The 19336-nt window shown below is 70.1% G+C and carries 16 protein-coding genes; 10 read left to right on the top strand and 6 right to left on the bottom strand.

The genetic code is table 11. The features are described 5' to 3' along the window. Window position 1 precedes the first annotated feature (1 nt). Complete coding sequence (gene uvrA, locus GPA03_RS04235) at window positions 2-2983, top strand: excinuclease ABC subunit UvrA (protein ID WP_156250713.1); 2982 nt, start codon at window positions 2-4, stop codon at window positions 2981-2983. A gap of 107 nt (window positions 2984-3090) precedes the next feature. Here uvrA and GPA03_RS04230 read toward each other — a convergent pair whose 3' ends face one another. Then, window positions 3091-3573: an OsmC family protein gene (locus tag GPA03_RS04230; RefSeq protein ID WP_156250712.1), complete on the bottom strand. Its 483-nt coding sequence runs from the start codon at window positions 3571-3573 to the stop codon at window positions 3091-3093. A gap of 79 nt (window positions 3574-3652) precedes the next feature. Here GPA03_RS04230 and uvrC point away from each other — a divergent pair, with 79 nt between their 5' ends. The 9 genes from uvrC to GPA03_RS04185 all read left to right on the top strand — a co-directional run bounded on the left by uvrC (window position 3653) and on the right by GPA03_RS04185 (window position 12701). After that, window positions 3653-5629: an excinuclease ABC subunit UvrC gene (gene uvrC, locus GPA03_RS04225; protein ID WP_156250711.1), complete on the top strand. Its 1977-nt coding sequence runs from the start codon at window positions 3653-3655 to the stop codon at window positions 5627-5629. Window positions 5630-5694: 65 nt separating this feature from the next. Then, window positions 5695-6630, top strand: coding sequence for an RNase adapter RapZ (gene rapZ, locus GPA03_RS04220; RefSeq protein WP_241681137.1), 936 nt, complete (start codon window positions 5695-5697; stop codon window positions 6628-6630). Continuing rightward, complete coding sequence (locus GPA03_RS04215; protein ID WP_156250709.1) at window positions 6627-7628, top strand: gluconeogenesis factor YvcK family protein; 1002 nt, start codon at window positions 6627-6629, stop codon at window positions 7626-7628. Before rapZ ends, GPA03_RS04215 begins: the two co-directional genes overlap by 4 nt. A gap of 17 nt (window positions 7629-7645) precedes the next feature. Beyond that, window positions 7646-8629: a DNA-binding protein WhiA gene (whiA, locus tag GPA03_RS04210; RefSeq protein ID WP_156250708.1), complete on the top strand. Its 984-nt coding sequence runs from the start codon at window positions 7646-7648 to the stop codon at window positions 8627-8629. 219 nt (window positions 8630-8848) lie between these two features. Continuing rightward, the gene (gene gap, locus GPA03_RS04205) at window positions 8849-9853 is read left to right on the top strand and encodes a type I glyceraldehyde-3-phosphate dehydrogenase (RefSeq protein WP_156250707.1); all 1005 of its coding nucleotides are present in this window, start codon (window positions 8849-8851) and stop codon (window positions 9851-9853) included. Between the two features lie 120 nt (window positions 9854-9973). Then, the gene (locus GPA03_RS04200) at window positions 9974-11176 is read left to right on the top strand and encodes a phosphoglycerate kinase (RefSeq protein ID WP_156250706.1); all 1203 of its coding nucleotides are present in this window, start codon (window positions 9974-9976) and stop codon (window positions 11174-11176) included. A gap of 20 nt (window positions 11177-11196) precedes the next feature. Next, window positions 11197-11991, top strand: coding sequence for a triose-phosphate isomerase (gene tpiA, locus GPA03_RS04195; protein ID WP_156251340.1), 795 nt, complete (start codon window positions 11197-11199; stop codon window positions 11989-11991). Between the two features lie 86 nt (window positions 11992-12077). After that, on the top strand, window positions 12078-12323 hold the full coding sequence (secG, locus tag GPA03_RS04190; protein WP_156250705.1) for a preprotein translocase subunit SecG: 246 nt from the start codon (window positions 12078-12080) through the stop codon (window positions 12321-12323). Window positions 12324-12353: 30 nt separating this feature from the next. Continuing rightward, the gene (locus GPA03_RS04185; RefSeq protein ID WP_156250704.1) at window positions 12354-12701 is read left to right on the top strand and encodes an RNA polymerase-binding protein RbpA; all 348 of its coding nucleotides are present in this window, start codon (window positions 12354-12356) and stop codon (window positions 12699-12701) included. 23 nt (window positions 12702-12724) lie between these two features. On the opposite strand, the gene pgl is transcribed toward GPA03_RS04185, so the two are convergent. From pgl to tkt, 5 genes are read right to left on the bottom strand one after another with little or no spacing between them, the layout of a single operon-like run. Then, window positions 12725-13468, bottom strand: a complete 744-nt coding sequence (gene pgl, locus GPA03_RS04180) for a 6-phosphogluconolactonase (protein WP_156250703.1) — start codon at window positions 13466-13468, stop codon at window positions 12725-12727. Continuing rightward, a complete protein-coding gene (locus tag GPA03_RS04175) occupies window positions 13465-14391 on the bottom strand; it encodes a glucose-6-phosphate dehydrogenase assembly protein OpcA (protein WP_156250702.1) in 927 nt (308 codons plus the stop codon). Before GPA03_RS04175 ends, pgl begins: the two co-directional genes overlap by 4 nt. Beyond that, the gene (gene zwf, locus GPA03_RS04170) at window positions 14388-15926 is read right to left on the bottom strand and encodes a glucose-6-phosphate dehydrogenase (RefSeq protein WP_421958396.1); all 1539 of its coding nucleotides are present in this window, start codon (window positions 15924-15926) and stop codon (window positions 14388-14390) included. The genes GPA03_RS04175 and zwf overlap by 4 nt, the downstream gene beginning before the upstream one ends. Further along, complete coding sequence (tal, locus tag GPA03_RS04165) at window positions 15926-17053, bottom strand: transaldolase (RefSeq protein WP_156250700.1); 1128 nt, start codon at window positions 17051-17053, stop codon at window positions 15926-15928. The genes zwf and tal overlap by 1 nt, the downstream gene beginning before the upstream one ends. Window positions 17054-17065: 12 nt before the next feature. Then, window positions 17066-19228: a transketolase gene (tkt, locus tag GPA03_RS04160; protein ID WP_156250699.1), complete on the bottom strand. Its 2163-nt coding sequence runs from the start codon at window positions 19226-19228 to the stop codon at window positions 17066-17068. Window positions 19229-19336 lie beyond the last annotated feature (108 nt).

Raw genomic sequence — 19336 nt, 5'->3', positions numbered from 1 at the left:
GATGTGCGATGTCGGAACCTCGACCTACCATGTTCGGGTGTCGGACTCTCTCGTCGTTCGCGGTGCACGCGAGCACAACCTCCAGAACGTCAGCATCGAGCTCCCTCGAGACCAGCTGATCGTCTTCACGGGCCTCTCCGGATCGGGGAAGTCCTCGCTGGCGTTCGACACGATCTTCGCCGAGGGGCAGCGGCGGTACGTGGAGTCGCTGAGCTCGTACGCGCGCCAGTTCCTCGGGCAGATGGACAAGCCCGACGTCGACTTCATCGAGGGCCTCTCGCCGGCGGTGTCGATCGACCAGAAGTCCACCAACCGCAACCCGCGGTCCACGGTCGGCACGATCACCGAGGTCTACGACTACCTGCGCCTGCTCTTCGCGCGCGCGGGCACTCAGCACTGCCCGGTGTGCGGCGAGCGCGTCACCGCGCAGACCCCGCAGCAGATCGTCGACCGCATCCGCGAGCTCCCCGAGCGCACCCGGTTCCAGGTGCTCGCACCGGTCGTCCGGGGCCGCAAGGGCGAGTATGCCGAGCTGTTCCGCGACCTCCAGAGCCGCGGCTTCGCGCGCGCCCGCGTCGACGGCGAGGTGATCCAGCTCAGCGAGCCGCCCACCCTGGAGAAGAAGCTCAAGCACAGCATCGAGGTCGTCGTCGACCGGCTGGTGGTGCGCGAGGGCATCAAGCAGCGGCTCACCGACTCGGTCGAGACGGCGCTGGGGCTCGCCGAGGGGCTGGTGGTGATCGAGTTCGTCGACGCCGACCCCGACGACCCGGAGCGCGAGCGCCGGTTCTCCGAGAAGCGCGCCTGCCCGAACGATCACCCGCTCACGCTCGAGGAGATCGAGCCGCGCACCTTCTCGTTCAACGCTCCGTACGGAGCGTGCCCGGAGTGCACCGGCATCGGAACCCGGCTCGAGGTCGACCCCGAGCTCGTGGTGCCCGATGAGGACCTGTCGATCGCGGAAGGGGCGATCGCCCCCTGGGCGCAGGGCACCAACCAGTACTACGACCGCATCCTGAGCGCGCTGGGCGACGAGCTGAAGTTCTCGGTCGACACCCCGTGGCGCGCGCTCCCTGCCCGCGCCAAGGAGGCGATCCTGCGTGGCAAGGACCACAAGGTCCACGTGCGTTACAGGAACCGTTGGGGTCGCGAGCGGGCGTACACCACCGGCTTCGAGGGCGTGATCGCCTTTCTCGAGCGTCGGCACGCCGAGACCGACTCGGACTCCTCACGCGAGAAGTACGAGGGCTACATGCGCGAGGTCCCGTGCCCGGTGTGCAAGGGCGCGCGGCTCAAGCCCGAGGTGCTCGCGGTCACGGTGGGCGGCATGTCGATCGCCGAGGTCTGCGCGATGCCGATCTCGGGTGCCAAGGAGGCGCTCGACGCACTCCAGCTCGGTCAGCGCGAGGCGGCGATCGCCGGCATGGTCCTCAAGGAGATCCACGCGCGCCTGGGCTTCCTGCTCGACGTCGGGCTCGACTACCTCTCGCTCTCTCGCCCCGCGGGCACCCTCTCGGGTGGCGAGGCCCAGCGGATCCGGCTCGCCACCCAGATCGGCTCAGGCCTGGTCGGCGTGCTGTACGTGCTCGACGAGCCCAGCATCGGGCTGCACCAGCGCGACAACCGTCGCCTGATCGAGACCCTCACGAGGCTCCGCGACCTCGGGAACACGCTCATCGTCGTCGAGCACGACGAGGACACGATCCGTACCGCCGACTGGGTGGTCGACATCGGCCCGGGTGCGGGCGAGCTCGGTGGGCACATCGTCCACTCCGGCGACTACCGCGGCCTGCTCGAGGCGAAGGGGTCGCTGACCGGCGACTACCTGTCCGGGCGCCGCTCGATCCCGCTGCCGGCCGCGCGGCGCGAGCCCGCCAAGGACCGCTGGATCACGGTCGAGGGCGCGCGCGAGCACAACCTCAAGGACGTCACGGTCTCGCTCCCGCTCGGATGCTTCGTCGCCGTCACGGGCGTGTCCGGGTCGGGCAAGTCCACCCTGGTGAACGCGATCCTCTACAACGTGCTCGCGAACGAGCTCAACGGCGCCCGCCACGTGCCCGGTCGGCACAAGCGGGTCCGTGGGCTCGAGCAGCTCGACAAGGTCGTGCACGTCGACCAGAGCCCCATCGGCCGCACCCCGCGGTCGAACCCGGCCACCTACACGGGCGTCTGGGACCACATGCGCAGGCTGTTCGCCGAGACCACCGAGGCCAAGGTGCGCGGCTACGGCCCGGGGCGGTTCTCCTTCAACGTCAAGGGCGGTCGCTGCGAGGCCTGCTCGGGTGACGGCACGATCAAGATCGAGATGAACTTCCTCCCCGATGTGTACGTGCCCTGCGAGGTGTGCCAGGGCGCGCGATACAACCGCGAGACGCTCGAGGTGCACTTCAAGGGCAAGACCGTCGCCGATGTCCTCGACATGCCGATCTCGGAGGCGGCCGAGTTCTTCGCGGCTGTTCCCGCGATCGCGAGGCACCTGACCACGCTGGTCGAGGTCGGGCTCGGCTACGTCCGCCTCGGTCAGCCGGCCCCGACGCTCTCGGGTGGTGAGGCCCAGCGCGTCAAGCTCGCCAGCGAGCTCCAGAAGCGCTCGACCGGTCGCACCGTGTACGTGCTCGACGAGCCGACCACTGGCCTGCACTTCGAGGACATCCGCAAGCTGATGGGCGTCCTGCAGGGGCTGGTCGACAAGGGCAACACGGTGATCGTCATCGAGCACAACCTCGATGTCATCAAGAACGCCGACTGGATCGTCGACATGGGTCCCGAGGGCGGCGACAAGGGTGGCACCGTGGTCGCGGAGGGGCCACCCGAGCACGTGGCTGCGGTCACGGCCAGCCACACCGGGCGGTTCATCGCCGAGATCCTCGAACCCGGTCAGGCGATCACCACCAAGAAGGTCGCCGACGTGGCCGCCCTGGCGCGCCCGAAGGCACGGTCCGCTCGGCGCGCCAGCAGGGCCGCGAAGGCGAAGAGCGCCTGAGGAGCGACATCCAGTGAACGCGAGATCGTAGTTCAGCGGCGAGATCGTAGATTCAGATCGACGATCTCGCCGCACATCGACGATCTCGGCAACAGAGGGCTGGTCGGCTAGCGGGTCGCTACGACGTCGGTGCTGACCGGGGCAAGCCGCACCGGGAAGTTCACCGACCGGGCGATGAAGCAGTGCGCGTGCGCGTCCTCGTGGATCTTCGTGATCGTGGCCTCGTCGACGTCGCCCTGCACGGTCAGCCGCGGGTGCAGGGTGACCTCCACGAACTGGCCGGCGCCCGCGGACTCCACGCGCATCGTGCCGGTGGCTCGGTCGGTGTAACCCACCACGACGACGCCGGCGCGGGCCGCCATGTGCAGCGCCCAGAGCATGTGGCACTGCGACAGCGAGGCCACGAACAGGTCCTCGGGGCTGTAACGAGAGGCGTCGCCGCGGAACGCGGGCACCGCGGAACCCAGCAGGGTCGGCTTGCCCTCGATCACGACCTCGTGATCGCGCTCGTAGGAGGTGTAGCTCGCAGTCCCGTCGGACCCTGCCCCCGTCCACGTGATGTTGACGGTGAAGTCGTGCAGCGCTCCCATGCGTGGCTCCTTCGTCGTACGCGTACTGGCACCGTAGCCGAAGGCGAGCGTTGTCGGCAGGTCGAACTACCCTGGCTGCATGGCGGATCCTCGTACCTATCGACCGAAGTCGAGCGAGATCCCCACCCAACCCGGCGTCTACAAGTTCCGCGACCAGCACGGCCGCGTGATCTACGTCGGCAAGGCGATCTCGCTCCGCCAGCGGCTGTCGTCGTACTTCGCCGATCTCGGCTCGCTCCACCCGCGCACGCGGCAGATGGTCACCACCGCGGCCAGCGTCGAGTGGACCGTCGTCACCAACGAGGTCGAGGCGCTGCAGCTCGAGTTCGCCTGGATCAAGGAGTTCGACCCGCGGTTCAACGTCAAGTACCGCGACGACAAGTCCTACCCGTTCCTCGCCGTCACCATGGGCGAGGAGTTCCCGCGCGTCCAGGTGATGCGTGGCAAGAAGCGCAAGGGCACCCGCTACTTCGGCCCCTACTCGCACGCCTGGGCGATCCGCGAGACCGTCGACCTGCTGCTGCGGGTGTTCCCCATCCGGTCCTGCTCGGCCGGGGTGTTCAAGCGGGCCGCGCAGAGCGGCCGGCCGTGCCTGCTCGGCTACATCGACAAGTGCAGCGCCCCGTGCGTCGGCCGGATCGATCCCGAGGCGCACCGCGAGCTGGCCGAGGACTTCTGCTCCTTCATGGCCGGCGACAGCGCGCCATACGTGCGGCGCCTCGAGGAGGAGATGAAGCAGGCGGCGTCCGAGCTGGAGTTCGAGCGTGCTGCGCGGCTTCGCGACGACCTGGGCGCGTTGCGCAAGGTCCTCGACAAGAACACCGTCGTCCTCCCCGAACGCACCGATGCCGACATCTTCGCCATGGCCACCGACGAGCTCGAGGCCTCGGTGCAGGTGTTCTACGTGCGCGGCGGCCGCATCCGGGGTCAGCGCGGCTGGGTCACCGAGCGCGTCGAGGAGCTCAGCCAGGGCGAGATGGTCGACCGGCTCCTGCTCCAGGTCTACGGCGACGCCGAGGAGGGGGATGGCGACACGATCCCACGCGAGGTGATCGTTCCGACCCTTCCCGACGACGTCGAGGATCTCGAGGCCCTGCTCACCTCGGTGCGTGGCTCGAGGGTGAGCATCCGCATCGCCCAGCGGGGGGACAAGCGAGCACTGGCCGAGACCGTGCACCGCAACGCCGAGCAGGCGCTCGCCCTCCACAAGACCCGCCGCGCCGGTGACCTGACGGCCCGCTCGGTCGCGCTGCAGGAGCTGCAGGACCAGCTGGGGCTGTCGGAGTCGCCGCTGCGCATCGAGTGCTACGACATCTCCCACACCGGTGGTACCGAGCAGGTCGCCTCGATGGTCGTGTTCGAGGACGGCCTGCCACGCAAGGCGGAGTACCGGCACTTCGTGGTCCGCGGCGAGCACGGCGACGGCGCGCGCGATGACACCGAGGCGATGTTCGAGGTGCTCACCCGCCGGTTCCGCCGCTACCTGGTGGATGCCTCCGGCTCGCCAGCGGAGGAGGGCGCTGAGGAGCTCGAACCCTCGCGCCGCCCCAAGCGTTTCGCCTACCCTCCCAACCTCGTGGTCGTCGACGGCGGCGCCCCCCAGGTCGCTGCCGCCCAGCGGGCGCTGGCCGAGCTGGGCGTCGTCGACGTCGCGATCGTGGGCCTCGCGAAACGGCTCGAGGAGGTCTGGGTGCCCGGGGAGGAGTTCCCGCTCGTGCTGCCACGCACATCGGAGGGCCTCTACCTGCTCCAGCGTGTGCGCGACGAGGCGCACCGGTTCGCGATCACGCACCACCGGAAGCGGCGTGCGAAGCGCATGACCCGCTCCGAGCTGGAGGGCGTGCCGGGTCTCGGTCCCACCCGCCAGAGCGCGCTGCTGCGTGCCTTCGGCTCCGTGAAGAACCTGCGCGCCGCCACCACCGAGGAGATCGCCGCGGTGCCGGGCATCGGACCCAAGATGGCCGAGGTGATCGCGACCGCCCTTCCCGGTGCAGCGCGCCAGGAACGAGATCCGGAGGCGGCCGACTCGGATGTCGTGACATCCTCAGAGGCATGACTGACGCATCGGCCACCAACCAGCGAGACGACGAGCCGGTGGAGACCGAGGGAGCCACCCCGGTGATCGCCGACGAGGCGCCCCCGACGGTCCCGGCGGGGATCCCCCTCCTCGAGGAGCAGGCCGCGCTGCCGACGGCGGACCGACCCGAGGTCATCATCGTCACCGGCATGTCGGGCGCCGGCCGTTCCCGGACCGCTGCGGTCCTCGAGGACCTCGACTGGTACGTCGTCGACAACCTCCCGCCCAGGATGTTGCTGCCGCTGGCTGGCATGCTCGCGCCGGGCGACAGCGGCGTGAAGCGCCTCGCGGTGGTGCTCGACGTCCGCAGCCGGGAGTTCTTCGCCGACCTCGTCGAGGTGATCGAGGACCTGCGCAGCCAGCGGATCGACTACCGCATCGTGTTCCTCGACGCCTCCGACGAGACCCTCGTGCGGCGTTTCGAGCAGGTGCGTCGACCGCACCCGTTGCAGGCCGAGGGCAGGATGCTCGACGGCATCCATCTCGAGCGGCGACTCCTGGAGCACCTGCGTGACCGGGCGGACGTGACGATCGACACCAGCAACATGTCCGTGCACGACCTTGCCCGCGCGGTCCGCGAGTTCGTGGCCGCCGAGGGGGAGAAGGACCTCAAGCTGCAGGTGGTCAGCTTCGGCTTCAAGTACGGGCTCCCGCTCGATGCCGATCACGTGATCGACGTGCGTTTCCTCTCCAACCCCTACTGGGTGACCGAGCTGCGCCACCTCACCGGCAAGGACGAGCCGGTCCGCGACTACGTGCTGGGGCTCCCCGGCGCGAAGGAGTTCGTCGAGCGCTACCTGGACGCCCTCGAGCCGATCCTGCCGGGGTACGTCCAGGAGCAGAAGCCGTACGTGACGATCGCGATCGGGTGCACGGGCGGCAAGCACCGCTCGGTCGCGCTCACCGAGGCCCTCGCCGCGGGGATCCGGGAACGTGGCTACGGCGCCACGACCCTGCACCGTGACCTGGGGCGCGAGTGAGCAGGCCGCGCGCACGTCGGGGTCAGAGCGCCTCCGGGCTCAAGGTCGTCGCGCTGGGCGGCGGTCACGGTCTGTCCGCGACCTTGCGGGCGCTGCGTCATGTGACCTCCGATGTCACCGCCGTGGTCACGGTGGCCGACGACGGCGGCTCCTCCGGCCGACTGCGCTCCGAGATGGACGTGCTGCCGCCGGGCGATCTTCGGATGGCTGTCTCGGCCCTGTGCGACTCCTCGGAGTGGGGGGAGATCTGGCGTGACATCCTGCAGCACCGCTTCAGCACCGGCGGGGAGCTCGACGGGCACGCGGTGGGCAACCTGCTGCTGGTGGCCACCTGGGAGCTCCTGGGCGACACCGTGGCGGGACTGGACCTGATCGGCAAGCTGCTCAACGCCCACGGACGCGTGCTGCCGATGGCGACGACACCGCTCGCGATCGAGGCCGACGTGCGGCAGCGGGAACAGCCCGATGCACCGGCGCTGCTGATTCGTGGCCAGAGCCGCGTCGCCGTGACGTCGGGCACGGTGGAGCGGATCCGCCTCTATCCCGAGGACGCCGAGGCGTGCCCGGAGGCCGTGGCGGCGATCGAGGACGCCGACTGGGTGATCCTGGGCCCGGGCTCGTGGTTCACCTCGGTGATGCCGCATCTGCTGCTGCCGGGTATCCGTGAGGCGTTGCACCACACCGAGGCCAGATTGGCGCTGACGCTCAACCTCGCGCAGCAGCCGGGTGAGACGGCCGGTTATTCTGCTGCGGATCACCTACGCTCGCTGCACGACTACGCGCCCGACCTTCGTGTCGACGTCGTGGTGGCAGACCCCTCGGCGATCGAGGACCTCGATGACGTGCTGCGATGCGCGAAGTTGCTGGGGGCGCGGGTGCTGCTGCGCCAGGTAGGCGTGGGGGACGGTACGCCTCAGCACGACCCGCTGCGGTTGGCAGCGGCGTATCGGGATGCGTTCGAGGGGATCTTGGGAGACGTGGGAGAGAGCACGCGGTGAATGGCAGGATGTCGCTCATGTCGTTGACGGCCGACGTGAAGGACGAGCTCGCCAGGTTGCGGGTCGACAAGGTGTCGGCACGCAAGGCTGAGGTCGCGGCGACCCTGCGGTTCGCCGGTGGGCTTCACATCATCTCTGGCCGCATCGTGATCGAGGCGGAGCTGGACACCGGCATCGCCGCACGCCGTCTTCGGCTGGCCATCGCCGAGGTGTATGGGCACACGAGCGACGTCATCGTCGTCTCCGGCGGTGCGCTGCGTCGCGGCAACCGATACGTGGTGCGGGTCGTCAAGGATGGCGAGGCGCTCGCGCGCCAGACCGGGCTGCTCGACTCCCGCGGTCGCCCCGTCCGTGGGCTCCCGCCGCAGGTCGTCTCCGCCAGCCTCACCGACGCCGTCGCCGCCTGGCGGGGAGCCTTCCTCGCCCACGGCTCGCTGACCGAGCCGGGCCGGTCGGCCGCGCTCGAGGTCACCTGCCCCGGCCCCGAGGCGGCGCTCGCGCTCGTCGGTGCGGCTCGCCGTCTGGGCATCGCCGCCAAGGCACGCGAGGTCCGCGGCGTCGACCGCGTGGTCATCCGCGACGGCGATGCGATCAGCGCGATGCTCACCCGCATGGGCGCGCACGACGCGGTGCTCGCCTGGGAGGAGCGCCGGATGCGGCGCGAGGTCCGTGGTACCGCGAACAGGCTCGCCAACTTCGACGACGCGAACCTGCGCCGCTCCGCGCAGGCGGCGGTCGCGGCAGGCGCCCGGGTGCAGCGTGCGTTCGAGATCCTCGGCGACGAGGTACCCGATCATCTGCAGCAGGCAGGTCGGCTCCGGCTCGAGCACAAGCAGGCGAGCCTCGAGGAGCTGGGCCAGCTGGCAGATCCGCCGATGACCAAGGACGCCGTCGCCGGCCGGATCCGCCGCCTCCTCGCCATGGCGGACAAGAAGGCGAACGACGACGGCATCCCCGACACCGAGGCCAGCCTCACCCAGGAGATGCTCGACAGCCTCTGACTGGGGGGTGCACGGGGGCGCAGCCCGTGTGTGGCGTCTCACGGACCAAGGGCCCGGTCAACGAGGGGTCAGGGCGGTGTAACGTGGAGCCGCCGATGACGCCGTGGGTGCTTGGCGTCCGCGACGCTCCGGAACCATGTCGTGAGGGTGTGCTCCCAGCTCGGGATCGCGGCCCGCGAACCAGATCGAACCGCGCGCGTGGCGCGCCAGGAGGACAACGTGACCATTCGCGTCGGAATCAACGGCTTCGGCCGCATCGGGCGGAACTTCTACCGGGCGATCCTCGCCTCGGGCGCTGACATCGAGGTCGTCGGCGTGAACGACCTCACCGACAACAAGTCTCTCGCTCACCTGCTGAAGTACGACACCGTGCTCGGCGTGCTGCCGCAGACGGTGACCCACGACGACGAGAACATCATCGTCGACGGCAAGCCCATCCGCGCCCTCGCGGAGCGCGACCCCGCGAACCTGCCCTGGGGCGAGCTCGGTGCGGACATTGTCATCGAGTCGACCGGCTTCTTCACCGACGCCACCAAGGCGAAGGCCCACATCGACGGCGGTGCCAAGAAGGTCATCATCTCGGCACCGGCCAAGAACGAGGACGCGACCTTCGTCGTCGGCGTGAACCACACCGACTACGACCCGGCGACGCAGCACATCATCTCCAACGCGTCCTGCACCACGAACTGCCTCGCCCCGATGGCCAAGGCCCTCAACGACGCCATCGGCATCGAGCGTGGCCTCATGACCACGATCCACGCCTACACCGGCGACCAGAACCTGCAGGACGGTCCCCACAAGGACCTGCGCCGCGCCCGTGCGGCCGCGCAGAACATCGTCCCCACCACTACCGGTGCGGCCAAGGCCGTCGCCCTCGTGCTGCCCGAGCTCAAGGGCAAGCTCGACGGGTACGCGCTGCGCGTCCCGACGATCACCGGCTCCGCCACCGACCTGACCTTCACCGCTTCGCGCGAGGTCACGGTCGAGGAGGTCAACGCCGCGGTCAAGGCCGCCGCCGAGGGCTCCATGGCCGGCACGCTGGAGTACACCGAGGACGAGATCGTCTCCTCGGACATCATCAGCAACCCCCACCAGAGCATCTTCGACGCGGGCCTCACCAAGGTCTCCGGCAACCTCGTCAAGGTCGTCTCCTGGTACGACAACGAGTGGGGCTACAGCAGCAGCCTCGTCAAGCTGACGCAGTACGTCGGCGACAAGCTCTGAGCGCATGACCGCCTCGCCCGCGCCGCGTCCGCAGGGACGTGGCGCGGGCGATGCCACGCCCGGGGTGCTGAGCCCCGGGCTCCCGAACCGCCCGTCTCATCTCGTCAGGAGCCCTTCATCGTGAAGACGATCGCCGACCTCGGTGACCTGCGCGGCAAGCGCGTACTGGTCCGTGCCGACTTCAACGTGCCGCTCGACGGCACCACGATCACCGACGACGGCCGCATCCGCGCCGCGCTGCCGACCATCACCACCCTGCTCGACGGCGGAGCTCGGGTCATCCTGACCGCTCACCTCGGCCGCCCGGCCGGCACCGGGTTCGAGGAGAAGTTCTCTCTCGCCCCGGTCGCCGCGCGCCTCGGCGAGCTGCTCGGCCAGCCGGTCGCGCTGGCGACCGATCTGGTGGGGGACTCCGCCAAGCAGACGGTCGACGGGCTCGCGGACGGCCAGGTCGCGCTGCTCGAGAACGTGCGCTTCGACAAGCGTGAGACCAGCAAGGACGCCGCTGAGCGCGAGGCGCTCGCGACCGAGCTCGCCGCTCTCGCCGACGCGTTCGTCTCCGACGGCTTCGGGGTCGTGCACCGCAAGCAGGCGTCGGTCTACGACGTCGCCGACAACCTGCCGCACGCCGTCGGTGGTCTCGTGCAGCGTGAGGTCGAGGCGCTGCGCCGGGCGACCGAGGACCCCGCGCGGCCCTACGCCGTCGTGCTCGGCGGCGCCAAGGTCTCCGACAAGCTCGGCGTCATCGAGAACCTGCTGAGCAAGGCGGACCGGCTCCTCATCGGTGGCGGCATGGTCTTCACGTTCCTCGCTGCCCAGGGCCACTCGGTGGGCAAGTCGCTGCTCGAGGCCGACCAGGTCGAGGCCGTCGAGGGCTACCTCGCGACCGCCGCCGAGCGCGGCGTGCAGATCGTGCTGCCGTCCGACGTCGTCGTCGCCCCGGAGTTCAAGGCCGAGTCCCCGGCCACCGTGGTGGGCGTGGACGCGATCCCCGACGACCAGATCGGGCTCGACATAGGCCCCGACTCGCAGCAGGCGTTCGCCGCGGCGCTGTCCGACGCGAAGACCATCGTCTGGAACGGGCCGATGGGCGTGTTCGAGTTCGAGGCGTTCGCCGACGGCACCCGGGCGGTCGCACAAGGCATCATCGACGCCACGGCCGCGGGTGCGTTCAGCATCGTCGGTGGTGGCGACTCCGCGGCTGCGGTGCGCGTGCTCGGCTTCGACGAGGCCGGCTTCAGCCACATCTCGACCGGCGGCGGCGCGTCGCTGGAGTTCCTGGAGGGCAAGGACCTCCCCGGCATCTCGGTTCTGGAGGACTGACCACGATGGCTTCGCAGCAGATGAGCACCCGCACGCCCCTGATGGCGGGCAACTGGAAGATGAACCTCGACCACCTGCAGGCGACGCACCTGGTGCAGAAGCTCGCATGGTCGCTCAAGGACGCCAAGCACGACTATGCCTCGGTCGAGGTCGTCGTGGTGCCCCCGTTCACCGATCTGCGCTCGGTGCAGACCCTGGTCGATGCCGACAAGCTGGAGATCCGCTACGGCTCCCAGGACATCTCCGCGCACGCCAGCGGTGCCTACACCGGTGAGATCTCCGCGGCGATGCTGTCCCGGCTCGGCGTCAGCTACGTCGTCGTCGGTCACAGCGAGCGCCGCGAGTACCACGCCGAGGACGACGCCCTGGTCTCGGCGAAGGCCAAGGCGGCGCTCGGCGCCGACCTGACGCCGATCATCTGCGTCGGCGAGGGCCTCGACGTCCGCAAGGCGGGGGAGCAGGTTCCCCACACGCTCGCCCAGATCGACGGCGCCTTCGCGGGCATCGACGCCGAGCAGGCCGCGCGCTGCGTCGTCGCGTACGAGCCCGTGTGGGCGATCGGGACCGGCGAGGTCGCCACCCCCGAGGACGCGCAGGAGGTCTGCGGCGCGATCCGTGAGCGGCTCGGCAAGCTCTACAGCCCCGAGGTCGCGAACCAGGTTCGGGTGCTCTACGGCGGCTCGGTGAAGTCGGGCAACGTCGCGTCGATCATGGCGCAGGCCGATGTGGACGGCGCACTCGTCGGCGGGGCCAGCCTGGAGGCCGAGGAGTTCGCCTCGATCGTTCGGTACCAGTCCCACCAGGTCGGCCTCTAGCGGACACCCCGCGGGCCGCGGCAGCCGCCGCGGCCAGCAGAGGGTAAACTCATGCGGTCCCTGGGTTCGTCGTGAAGGAGTTGCGCGTGGGCGCGCTGACCATCGTCTTGCAGGTCGTGCTGGTTCTGACCAGCCTGCTGCTGATCCTGACGATCCTGATGCACAAGGGGAAGGGTGGCGGTCTCTCCGACATGTTCGGTGGCGGACTCTCGGCCAGCGTCGGCAGCTCCGGCGTGGCTGAGCGCAACCTCAACCGCATCACCGTGGGAACGGCGATCGTCTGGATCGTCGTGATCGTGCTGCTGGGCCTGGCCCAGCGGGTCAGCCTGTAGTTCGCAGCATCAAGAGGGAGCGGTTCAGTCGTGGCAGGTGGTAGTGCGATCCGAGGTTCGCGCGTCGGTGCGGGCCCCATGGGCGAGGCCGAGCGCGGCGAAGCGGCGCCCCGTGTGTGGGTGTCCTACTGGTGCTCCGCCGGGCACGAGACCCGTCCGAGCTTCTCGGAGGAGCCGGGGATGGTCATCCCCGACACGTGGGACTGCCCCCGCTGCGGTCTCCCGGCCGGCCAGGACAAGGAGAACCCGCCCGCGCCGCCCAAGAACGAGCCCTACAAGACGCACCTCGCGTACGTGAAGGAGCGCCGCTCGGACGAGGACGGCGCCGCGCTGCTCGACGAGGCGCTGGCGGCGCTGCGCGCACGACGCGGCGGCTGACCGACCGAGCCGGGTGGGTCCAGCTAGGAGCTCGGCTGACCGGCTGCCGCGGCGTCGAGCAGCCACAGCGTGACGTCCTGGCCGCTCACCCGAGCGGCGGGCAGATCGCTGCCGCCATGCAGGACCGCCTCGACGGCGTCCCTCTTGTCGGCGCCAGCGACCACGAACCACACCTGTCGCGAGGCGTTGAGGACGGGCAGCGTCAGCGACACCCGGACGGGAGGCGGCTTGGGGGAGTCCGTCTCGCCGACCGCGCCGACGTCGAGCACCTGAAGGCTCTCCTTGCCGGGGAACAGCGACGCCACGTGACCGTCGGGGCCAACCCCGAGCAAGGTGACGTCGAAGACCGGCCACTCGCCGCCGTCGTGAGCCCACGATGCGAGCTCGGCACGAGCGCGCGCGATGCCCGCCTCGAGGTCGTCGACCTCGTCGGAAGCAGCCAGGGGGTGCACGTTCTCGGCCGGGATCGGCAGCGCGTCGATCAGGGCCGCGCGTGCCTGCTTCTCGTTGCGGTCGTCATCGTCACGGGGCACGAACCTTTCATCGCCCCACCACAGGTGTACACCGGTCCAGTCGACCGCGCCGACCAGCTCGGACCGCGCGATCTCGGCGAGCGTCTTGGTGCCCACGGTGCCACCGGTGAGCGCGACGTGCACAGCCGGGCGCACCGCCTGCGCATCCAGGATCGCGAGCAGCAGCCGCGCCGCCGTGGCCGTGGCCACCGTGTCCGCGTCCGGGTGGACGATCACCGCGCGTTCGCCGGTCACGGCGCCACCGTCACCTTCGGCAGGCCCTTCACGAGGGTGAGCTGGTAGATCTCGTCGGGGTCGAGCCGGCGCAGATCCTCCATCAGGCAGTCCTCGATCGGACGCTTCGCCATCGCGATCCGGCGCTCGGGCTGGTCCGGGTGCGTGATCGTGACGACGGCGCTCCCGACCGGGCGACGCATCGTGATCGTTCCGGTACGCCGCACCAGGTCGATGCCGTCGACGGCGGAGGAGCCCGGCACGTGCTCGATCGTCACGGGCAGCTTGAGCGCGTAGGCGAGCCAGCCCGCGAGGAGGTACGACGACGGCCGCTCCTTGCTGCCGTACACGCGCACCTCGCGCACGCTCTCGTAGGGGCGCTCGTCCAGCGCTGCAGCGATGACACCACGCCACAGCGTGGTCCGTGCCCAGCTGAGGTCGGTGTCGCCCGGGGCGTAGGTCTCGGCAAGCTGATGCAGCAGGTCGACGGCGGAGGTGCACTCGCCGACGTCGGAGACCCGGCGCTGAGCCATCTGGCCGAGCAGGTCCGCCGACATGTCCGCCGGGGGCTCCTTGGGCCACCACACCACGATCGGTGCGTCCGGCAGCAGCAGCGGCGTGACGAGCGTGTCGACCTCGTTGCGGCCGGAACCACGAGGCTCCAGCACGATGACGTCGCTGGCGCCGGCATCGGCCCCCACGCGGATCTCGGCGTCGAGCCCGGCGGCCCGGCGGCCATCTCCGGGACGCACCACGATCACGCGGCACGGGTGCTCCATGCTGGCGACGTTCGCGGCGTCGATCGCGCGCTCGATGTCAGCGCCGTCGGCGACGATGATCAGGGTGAGCACGCGCCCGAGCGCGACAGCACCGCCCTCCTCGCGCATGTCGACAAGCTTGCTCGCGATCGCCGAGGCGGTCGTGTCCTTCAGCTGGATCTTCACGGTCGCCTCCAGGCCCGTCCGTCGCGGGCCAGCATCTCGTTGGCGGAATCGGGACCCCAGCTGCCCGGCCGGTACGGCTCAGGCTTGCCCTTCTTGGCCCAGTACTCCAGCACCGGGTCGAGGATCTCCCAGGAGAGCTCGACCTCGCGCTGACGCGGGAACAACGGCGGGTCGCCCAGCAGCACGTCGAGGATCAGCCGCTCGTACGCCTCGGGGGAGGACTCGGTGAAGGCGTGGCCGTACCCGAAGTCCATCGTGACGTCGCGGACCTCCATCTGGGTGCCAGGCACCTTGGAGCCGAACCGGATGGTCACGCCCTCATCGGGTTGCACCCGGATGACGATCGCGTTCTGCCCGAGCTCCTGGGTGTCCTGCAGGTCGAACGGCAGGTGCGGCGCGCGCTTGAAGACGACGGCGATCTCCGTGACCCGACGACCGAGCCGCTTGCCCGTGCGCAGGTAGAACGGCACCCCGGCCCAGCGGCGGTTGTCGATGTCCAGCCGGATCGCGGCGTAGGTCTCGGTGGTGGACTCCTGATCCATGCCCTCCTCGTCGAGGAAGCCGATGACCTCCTCACCACCCTGCCAGCCGGCCGTGTACTGACCACGCGCCGTGTGGCGACCGAGGTCGCGAGGGAGCCGGACGGCGGAGAGCACCTTCTCCTTCTCGTCACGCAGGCCGGCCGCCTCGAACGAGGCCGGCTCCTCCATGGCGGTCAGCGCGAGCAGCTGCAGCAGGTGGTTCTGGATGACGTCGCGTGCCGCACCGATGCCGTCGTAGTAGCCCGCGCGCGTGCCGATGCCGATGTCCTCGGCCATCGTGATCTGCACGTGGTCCACGTAGTTGGCGTTCCAGATCGGCTCGAACATCTGGTTGGCGAACCGCAGCGCCAGCAGGTTCTGGACCGTCTCCTTGCCCAGGTAGTGGTCGATGCGAAAGACCGTGTCGGGAGGGAACACCTCGGAGACCACGCGGTCGAGCTCTTGGGCCGACTCCAGGTCGTGCCCGAACGGCTTCTCGATGACCACGCGCCGCCAGCTGTTCTCGTCCGGCGACGACAGCCCCACCTCGGCCAGCTGGGTACAGACGAGCGGGAACTGGCTGGGCGGCACCGACAGGTAGAAGGCGTGGTTGCCGCCCGTGCCGCGTTCCTCGTCGAGCTTCTGGACCGTGCGCGCGAGCCGCCGGAAGGCCTTGTCGTCACCGAACTCGCCCGAGACGAACCGGATACCCTCGGAGAGCTGCTCCCAGACCTTCTCGTCGAAGGGGGTGCGAGCGTTCTCCTTGACCGCCTTGTGCACGATGGCACGGAAGTCCTGGTCCTCCCAGTCGCGGCGGGCGAACCCCACCAGCGCGAACCCCGGGGGCAGCAGGCCCCGGTTGGCGAGGTCGTAGACCGCGGGCATCAGCTTGCGGCGGGCGAGATCGCCCGTGACACCGAAGATCACGAGGCCGCTGGGCCCGGCGATCCTGGGTAGCCGGCGATCGCCGGGCAGCCGGAGGGGGTTGACCCCCTCAGCGATCCGCGCAGGCATCAGCCGGCCTGCTCGCGCATGCCGGCCGTGACCGTGTCGAGCAGCTCCGCCCAGCTCTTCTCGAACGAGCTCACACCAGCCGACTCGAGATCGGCGAGGATCTGCTCGAACGGGACCCCGAGGCGCGTGATGGCATCCAGGGTCTCCCGCGCCTCGTCGTAGCTGCCGCGCACGACGTCCTCACCCGTGGCGGGCGAGTGGTCGGCGACGGCTTCCAGCGTCGTCCGGGGCATCGTGCTGACGACGCCGGAGGTCACCAGCTCGTCGACGTACTTGGTGTCGGCGAAGCTCGGGTCCTTGGTGCCGGTCGATGCCCACAGCGGCCGCTGCGCGTGCGCCCCCTCGAGGGAGGCGAACCGCGGGGTCGCGAAGATCTCCTCGTGGATCTCGTACGCGAGCCGTGCGTTCGCGACCGCTGCCTTGCCGCGCAAGGCGGCCGCCTCGGCACCGCCGATCTCGTCGAGGGCCGCGTCGACCTTCGCATCGATCCGGGAGAGGAACAGCGAGGCGACGGAGCGGATCGTGCTGAGGTCGATCCCGGCCGCATCCGCACGCTCGAGGCCGTCGACGTAGGCCTGCGCCACGGCGCGGTAGCGGTCGAGGCTGAAGATCAGCGTGACGTTGACGCTGATGCCCGCGCCGATCGCCTCGGTGATCGCCGGCAGCCCCTCGAGGGTGGCGGGGATCTTGATCATCACGTTCGGACGGTCGACGACCTGCCAGAGCTTGCTGGCCGCAGCGATCGTTCCCTCGGTGTCGTGCGCGAGGCGGGGGTCCACCTCGATCGAGACTCGGCCGTCCTGACCGCCGGTCGCCTCGTAGAGCGGGGCGAAGAGGTCGCACGCGCTACGGACGTCGTCAGTGGTCACCTCCAGCACGGCGTCGTCCACCGGGCTGCCCGCGCCGCCGAGGCGGGTGAGCTGGGCGTCGTAGGCGTTGCCCTCGGACACCGCCTTGGCGAAGATCGTGGGGTTGGTCGTGACCCCGACGACGTGACGCTCGGCGATCAGCCCGGCCAGCGTCCCGTCCTCGAGCTCGTTGCGGGAGAGGTCGTCCAGCCAGACCGACACCCCCGTGGCGCTGATCCTGGCGAGCGCGTTCCCGCCGACAGCGTTGCTCTCTGTCATCTCTGTCTCCTCTCAGGCCTGCTGGTCGCCGGTGCCGGGGTCGTTGGTGCTCGGCTGGTGGCCGGGCACGGCCTTGGCGGCGGCGGCGATCGACTCCTGCGCGGCGGCCACGACGGCTTCCGGCGTGAAGCCGAACTCACGGAACAAGGTCTTGGCGTCGGCCGAGGCGCCGTAGTGCTCGAGCGAGATCGCCCGGCCGGCGTCACCGAGGTAGCGGAACCACGGCATCGAGACGCCCGCCTCGACGCTCACGCGTGCACGTACCGACGCCGGCAGCACCGACTCGCGGTACGCCTCGTCCTGCTCGTCGAACCACTCCAGGCAGGGAGCCGAGACCACCCGTGCCCCGACGCCGCTCGCCTCGAGCTGTTCGCGGGCCGCGACCGCGTACTGCACCTCGGAACCGGTCGCGATCAGGATGACGTCCGGGGTCTCGGTCGAGGAGTCGATGAGCACGTAGGCGCCCCGCGCGAGCTCGCTCGCCTCGGCGAAGCCGTCCGTGCCGCGCGGGAACGTGGGAACACCCTGGCGGGTGAGCACGAGCCCGATAGGTCCGTCGGTGCGCTCGAGGCTGGCGCGCCATGCGGCCGCCGTCTCGTTGGCGTCCGCGGGGCGGACCACGGCCAGCCCGGGGATCGCGCGACACGCGGCGAGGTGCTCGACCGGCTGGTGGGTCGGCCCGTCCTCACCGAGACCGATCGAGTCGTGGGTCCACACGTAGATCGGGGCGACACCCATGAGGCCGGCCAGCCGAACCGCCGGGCGCATGTAGTCGCTGAACGTGAAGAACGTCCCCCCGTAGGCGCGGGTCAGGCCGGAGAGCGCGATGCCGTTGAGGATCGCGCCCATCCCGAACTCGCGGATCCCGAAGTGCAGGGTTCGTCCGTACACGTGCCCTGAGAACTCCTCGGAGGAGAGCTCGGCAGGCAGGAAGGACGGCTCACCCTTCATCGTCGTGTTGTTCGAGCCCGCGAGGTCGGCCGAGCCACCCCACAGCTCTGGCAGCACGGGCGCGAGCGCGCTCAGCACGTTCCCCGAGGCGGCCCTCGTGGCGAGGTCCTTGCCGGCCTCGAAGGTCGGCAGCGCGTCGGCCCAGCCGTCGGGCAGCTCGCCGGACCGCAGCCGCTCGAGCAGCGCCGCACGCTCCGGCTCGCGCTCGGCCCATGCTGCGAGGTCGGCGTCCCACGCCTCGTGCGCGGCGCGACCGCGGTCCTTCAGCTCGCGGGTCCGCGAGAGGACGGCGGGGTCGACGTCGAACGTCTTCTCCGGGTCGAACGCCAGCACCTCCTTGATGCGGCGGACCTCGTCGGTGCCGAGCTTGTTGCCGTGCGCGTTGTGGCTGTCCTGGAACGTGGGAGCGGGCCACGCGATGATCGTGCGCAACCGGATGAAGCTCGGGCGGTCGGTGACCTCGCGAGCAGCAGCGATCGCGGCGTGCAGGGCGTCCACGTTCTCCTGGTAGCCGCCGTCGGTGATCCAGTCGACCGTCTGCGTGTGCCAGCCGTAGGCCTCGTAGCGGGCCACGACATCCTCGGTGAAGGCGATCGAGGTGTGGCCCTCGATCGTGATCCGGTTGTCGTCCCAGATCGTGATGAGGTTGCCGAGCTGCTGGGTGCCGGCGAGCGAGGCGGTCTCGGAGGAGACGCCCTCCTGCAGGCAGCCCTCGCCGACGATCGAGTAGACGTAGTGGTCGAAGGGTGACGTGCCCGGGGCGGCGTCGGGGTCGAGCAGCCCGCGCACGCGGCGCTGCGCCATCGCCATGCCGACAGCCATCGCGACGCCCTGGCCCAGCGGCCCGCTGGTGGCCTCGACGCCCGTGGTGTGGTGGTACTCCGGGTGACCGGGGGTCAGCGACCCCCAGGTGCGCAGCGCCTCGATGTCCTCGAGCTCCAGCCCGAAGCCGCCCATGTACAGCTGGATGTACTGCAGCAGGCACGCATGCCCGGCGGAGAGCACGAAGCGGTCGCGCCCGAGCCACTTCGAGTCGCCCGGATCGACTCGCATCTCGTTCTGGTAGAGCAGGTACGCCAGGGGCGCCAGGCTGATCGCCGTGCCGGGGTGGCCGTTGCCGACCTTCTCCACGGCGTCGGCAGCGAGCACCCGCGCCGTGTCGACAGCCTTGAGGTCGAGGTCTGTCCAACCGACCTCCTTCGCGACGGCGGCCTGTGCATGCACTCCGGTCTCGGTCACGCTTCCTCTTCCCGCCCTGGTGGGGGCTTCCTCGCTAGCACGCCGGCGCAGGCCGGCACTCGGGATCGAGGCTAGTCGCCTCGTCCAGCCCTG

The organism is Pseudactinotalea terrae (genome assembly GCF_009733845.1).
GTDB lineage: Bacteria > Actinomycetota > Actinomycetes > Actinomycetales > Beutenbergiaceae > Pseudactinotalea > Pseudactinotalea terrae.
The sequence above is the reverse complement of the archived record's forward strand: the minus strand, read 5'-3'. Positions and strand labels throughout refer to the sequence as shown.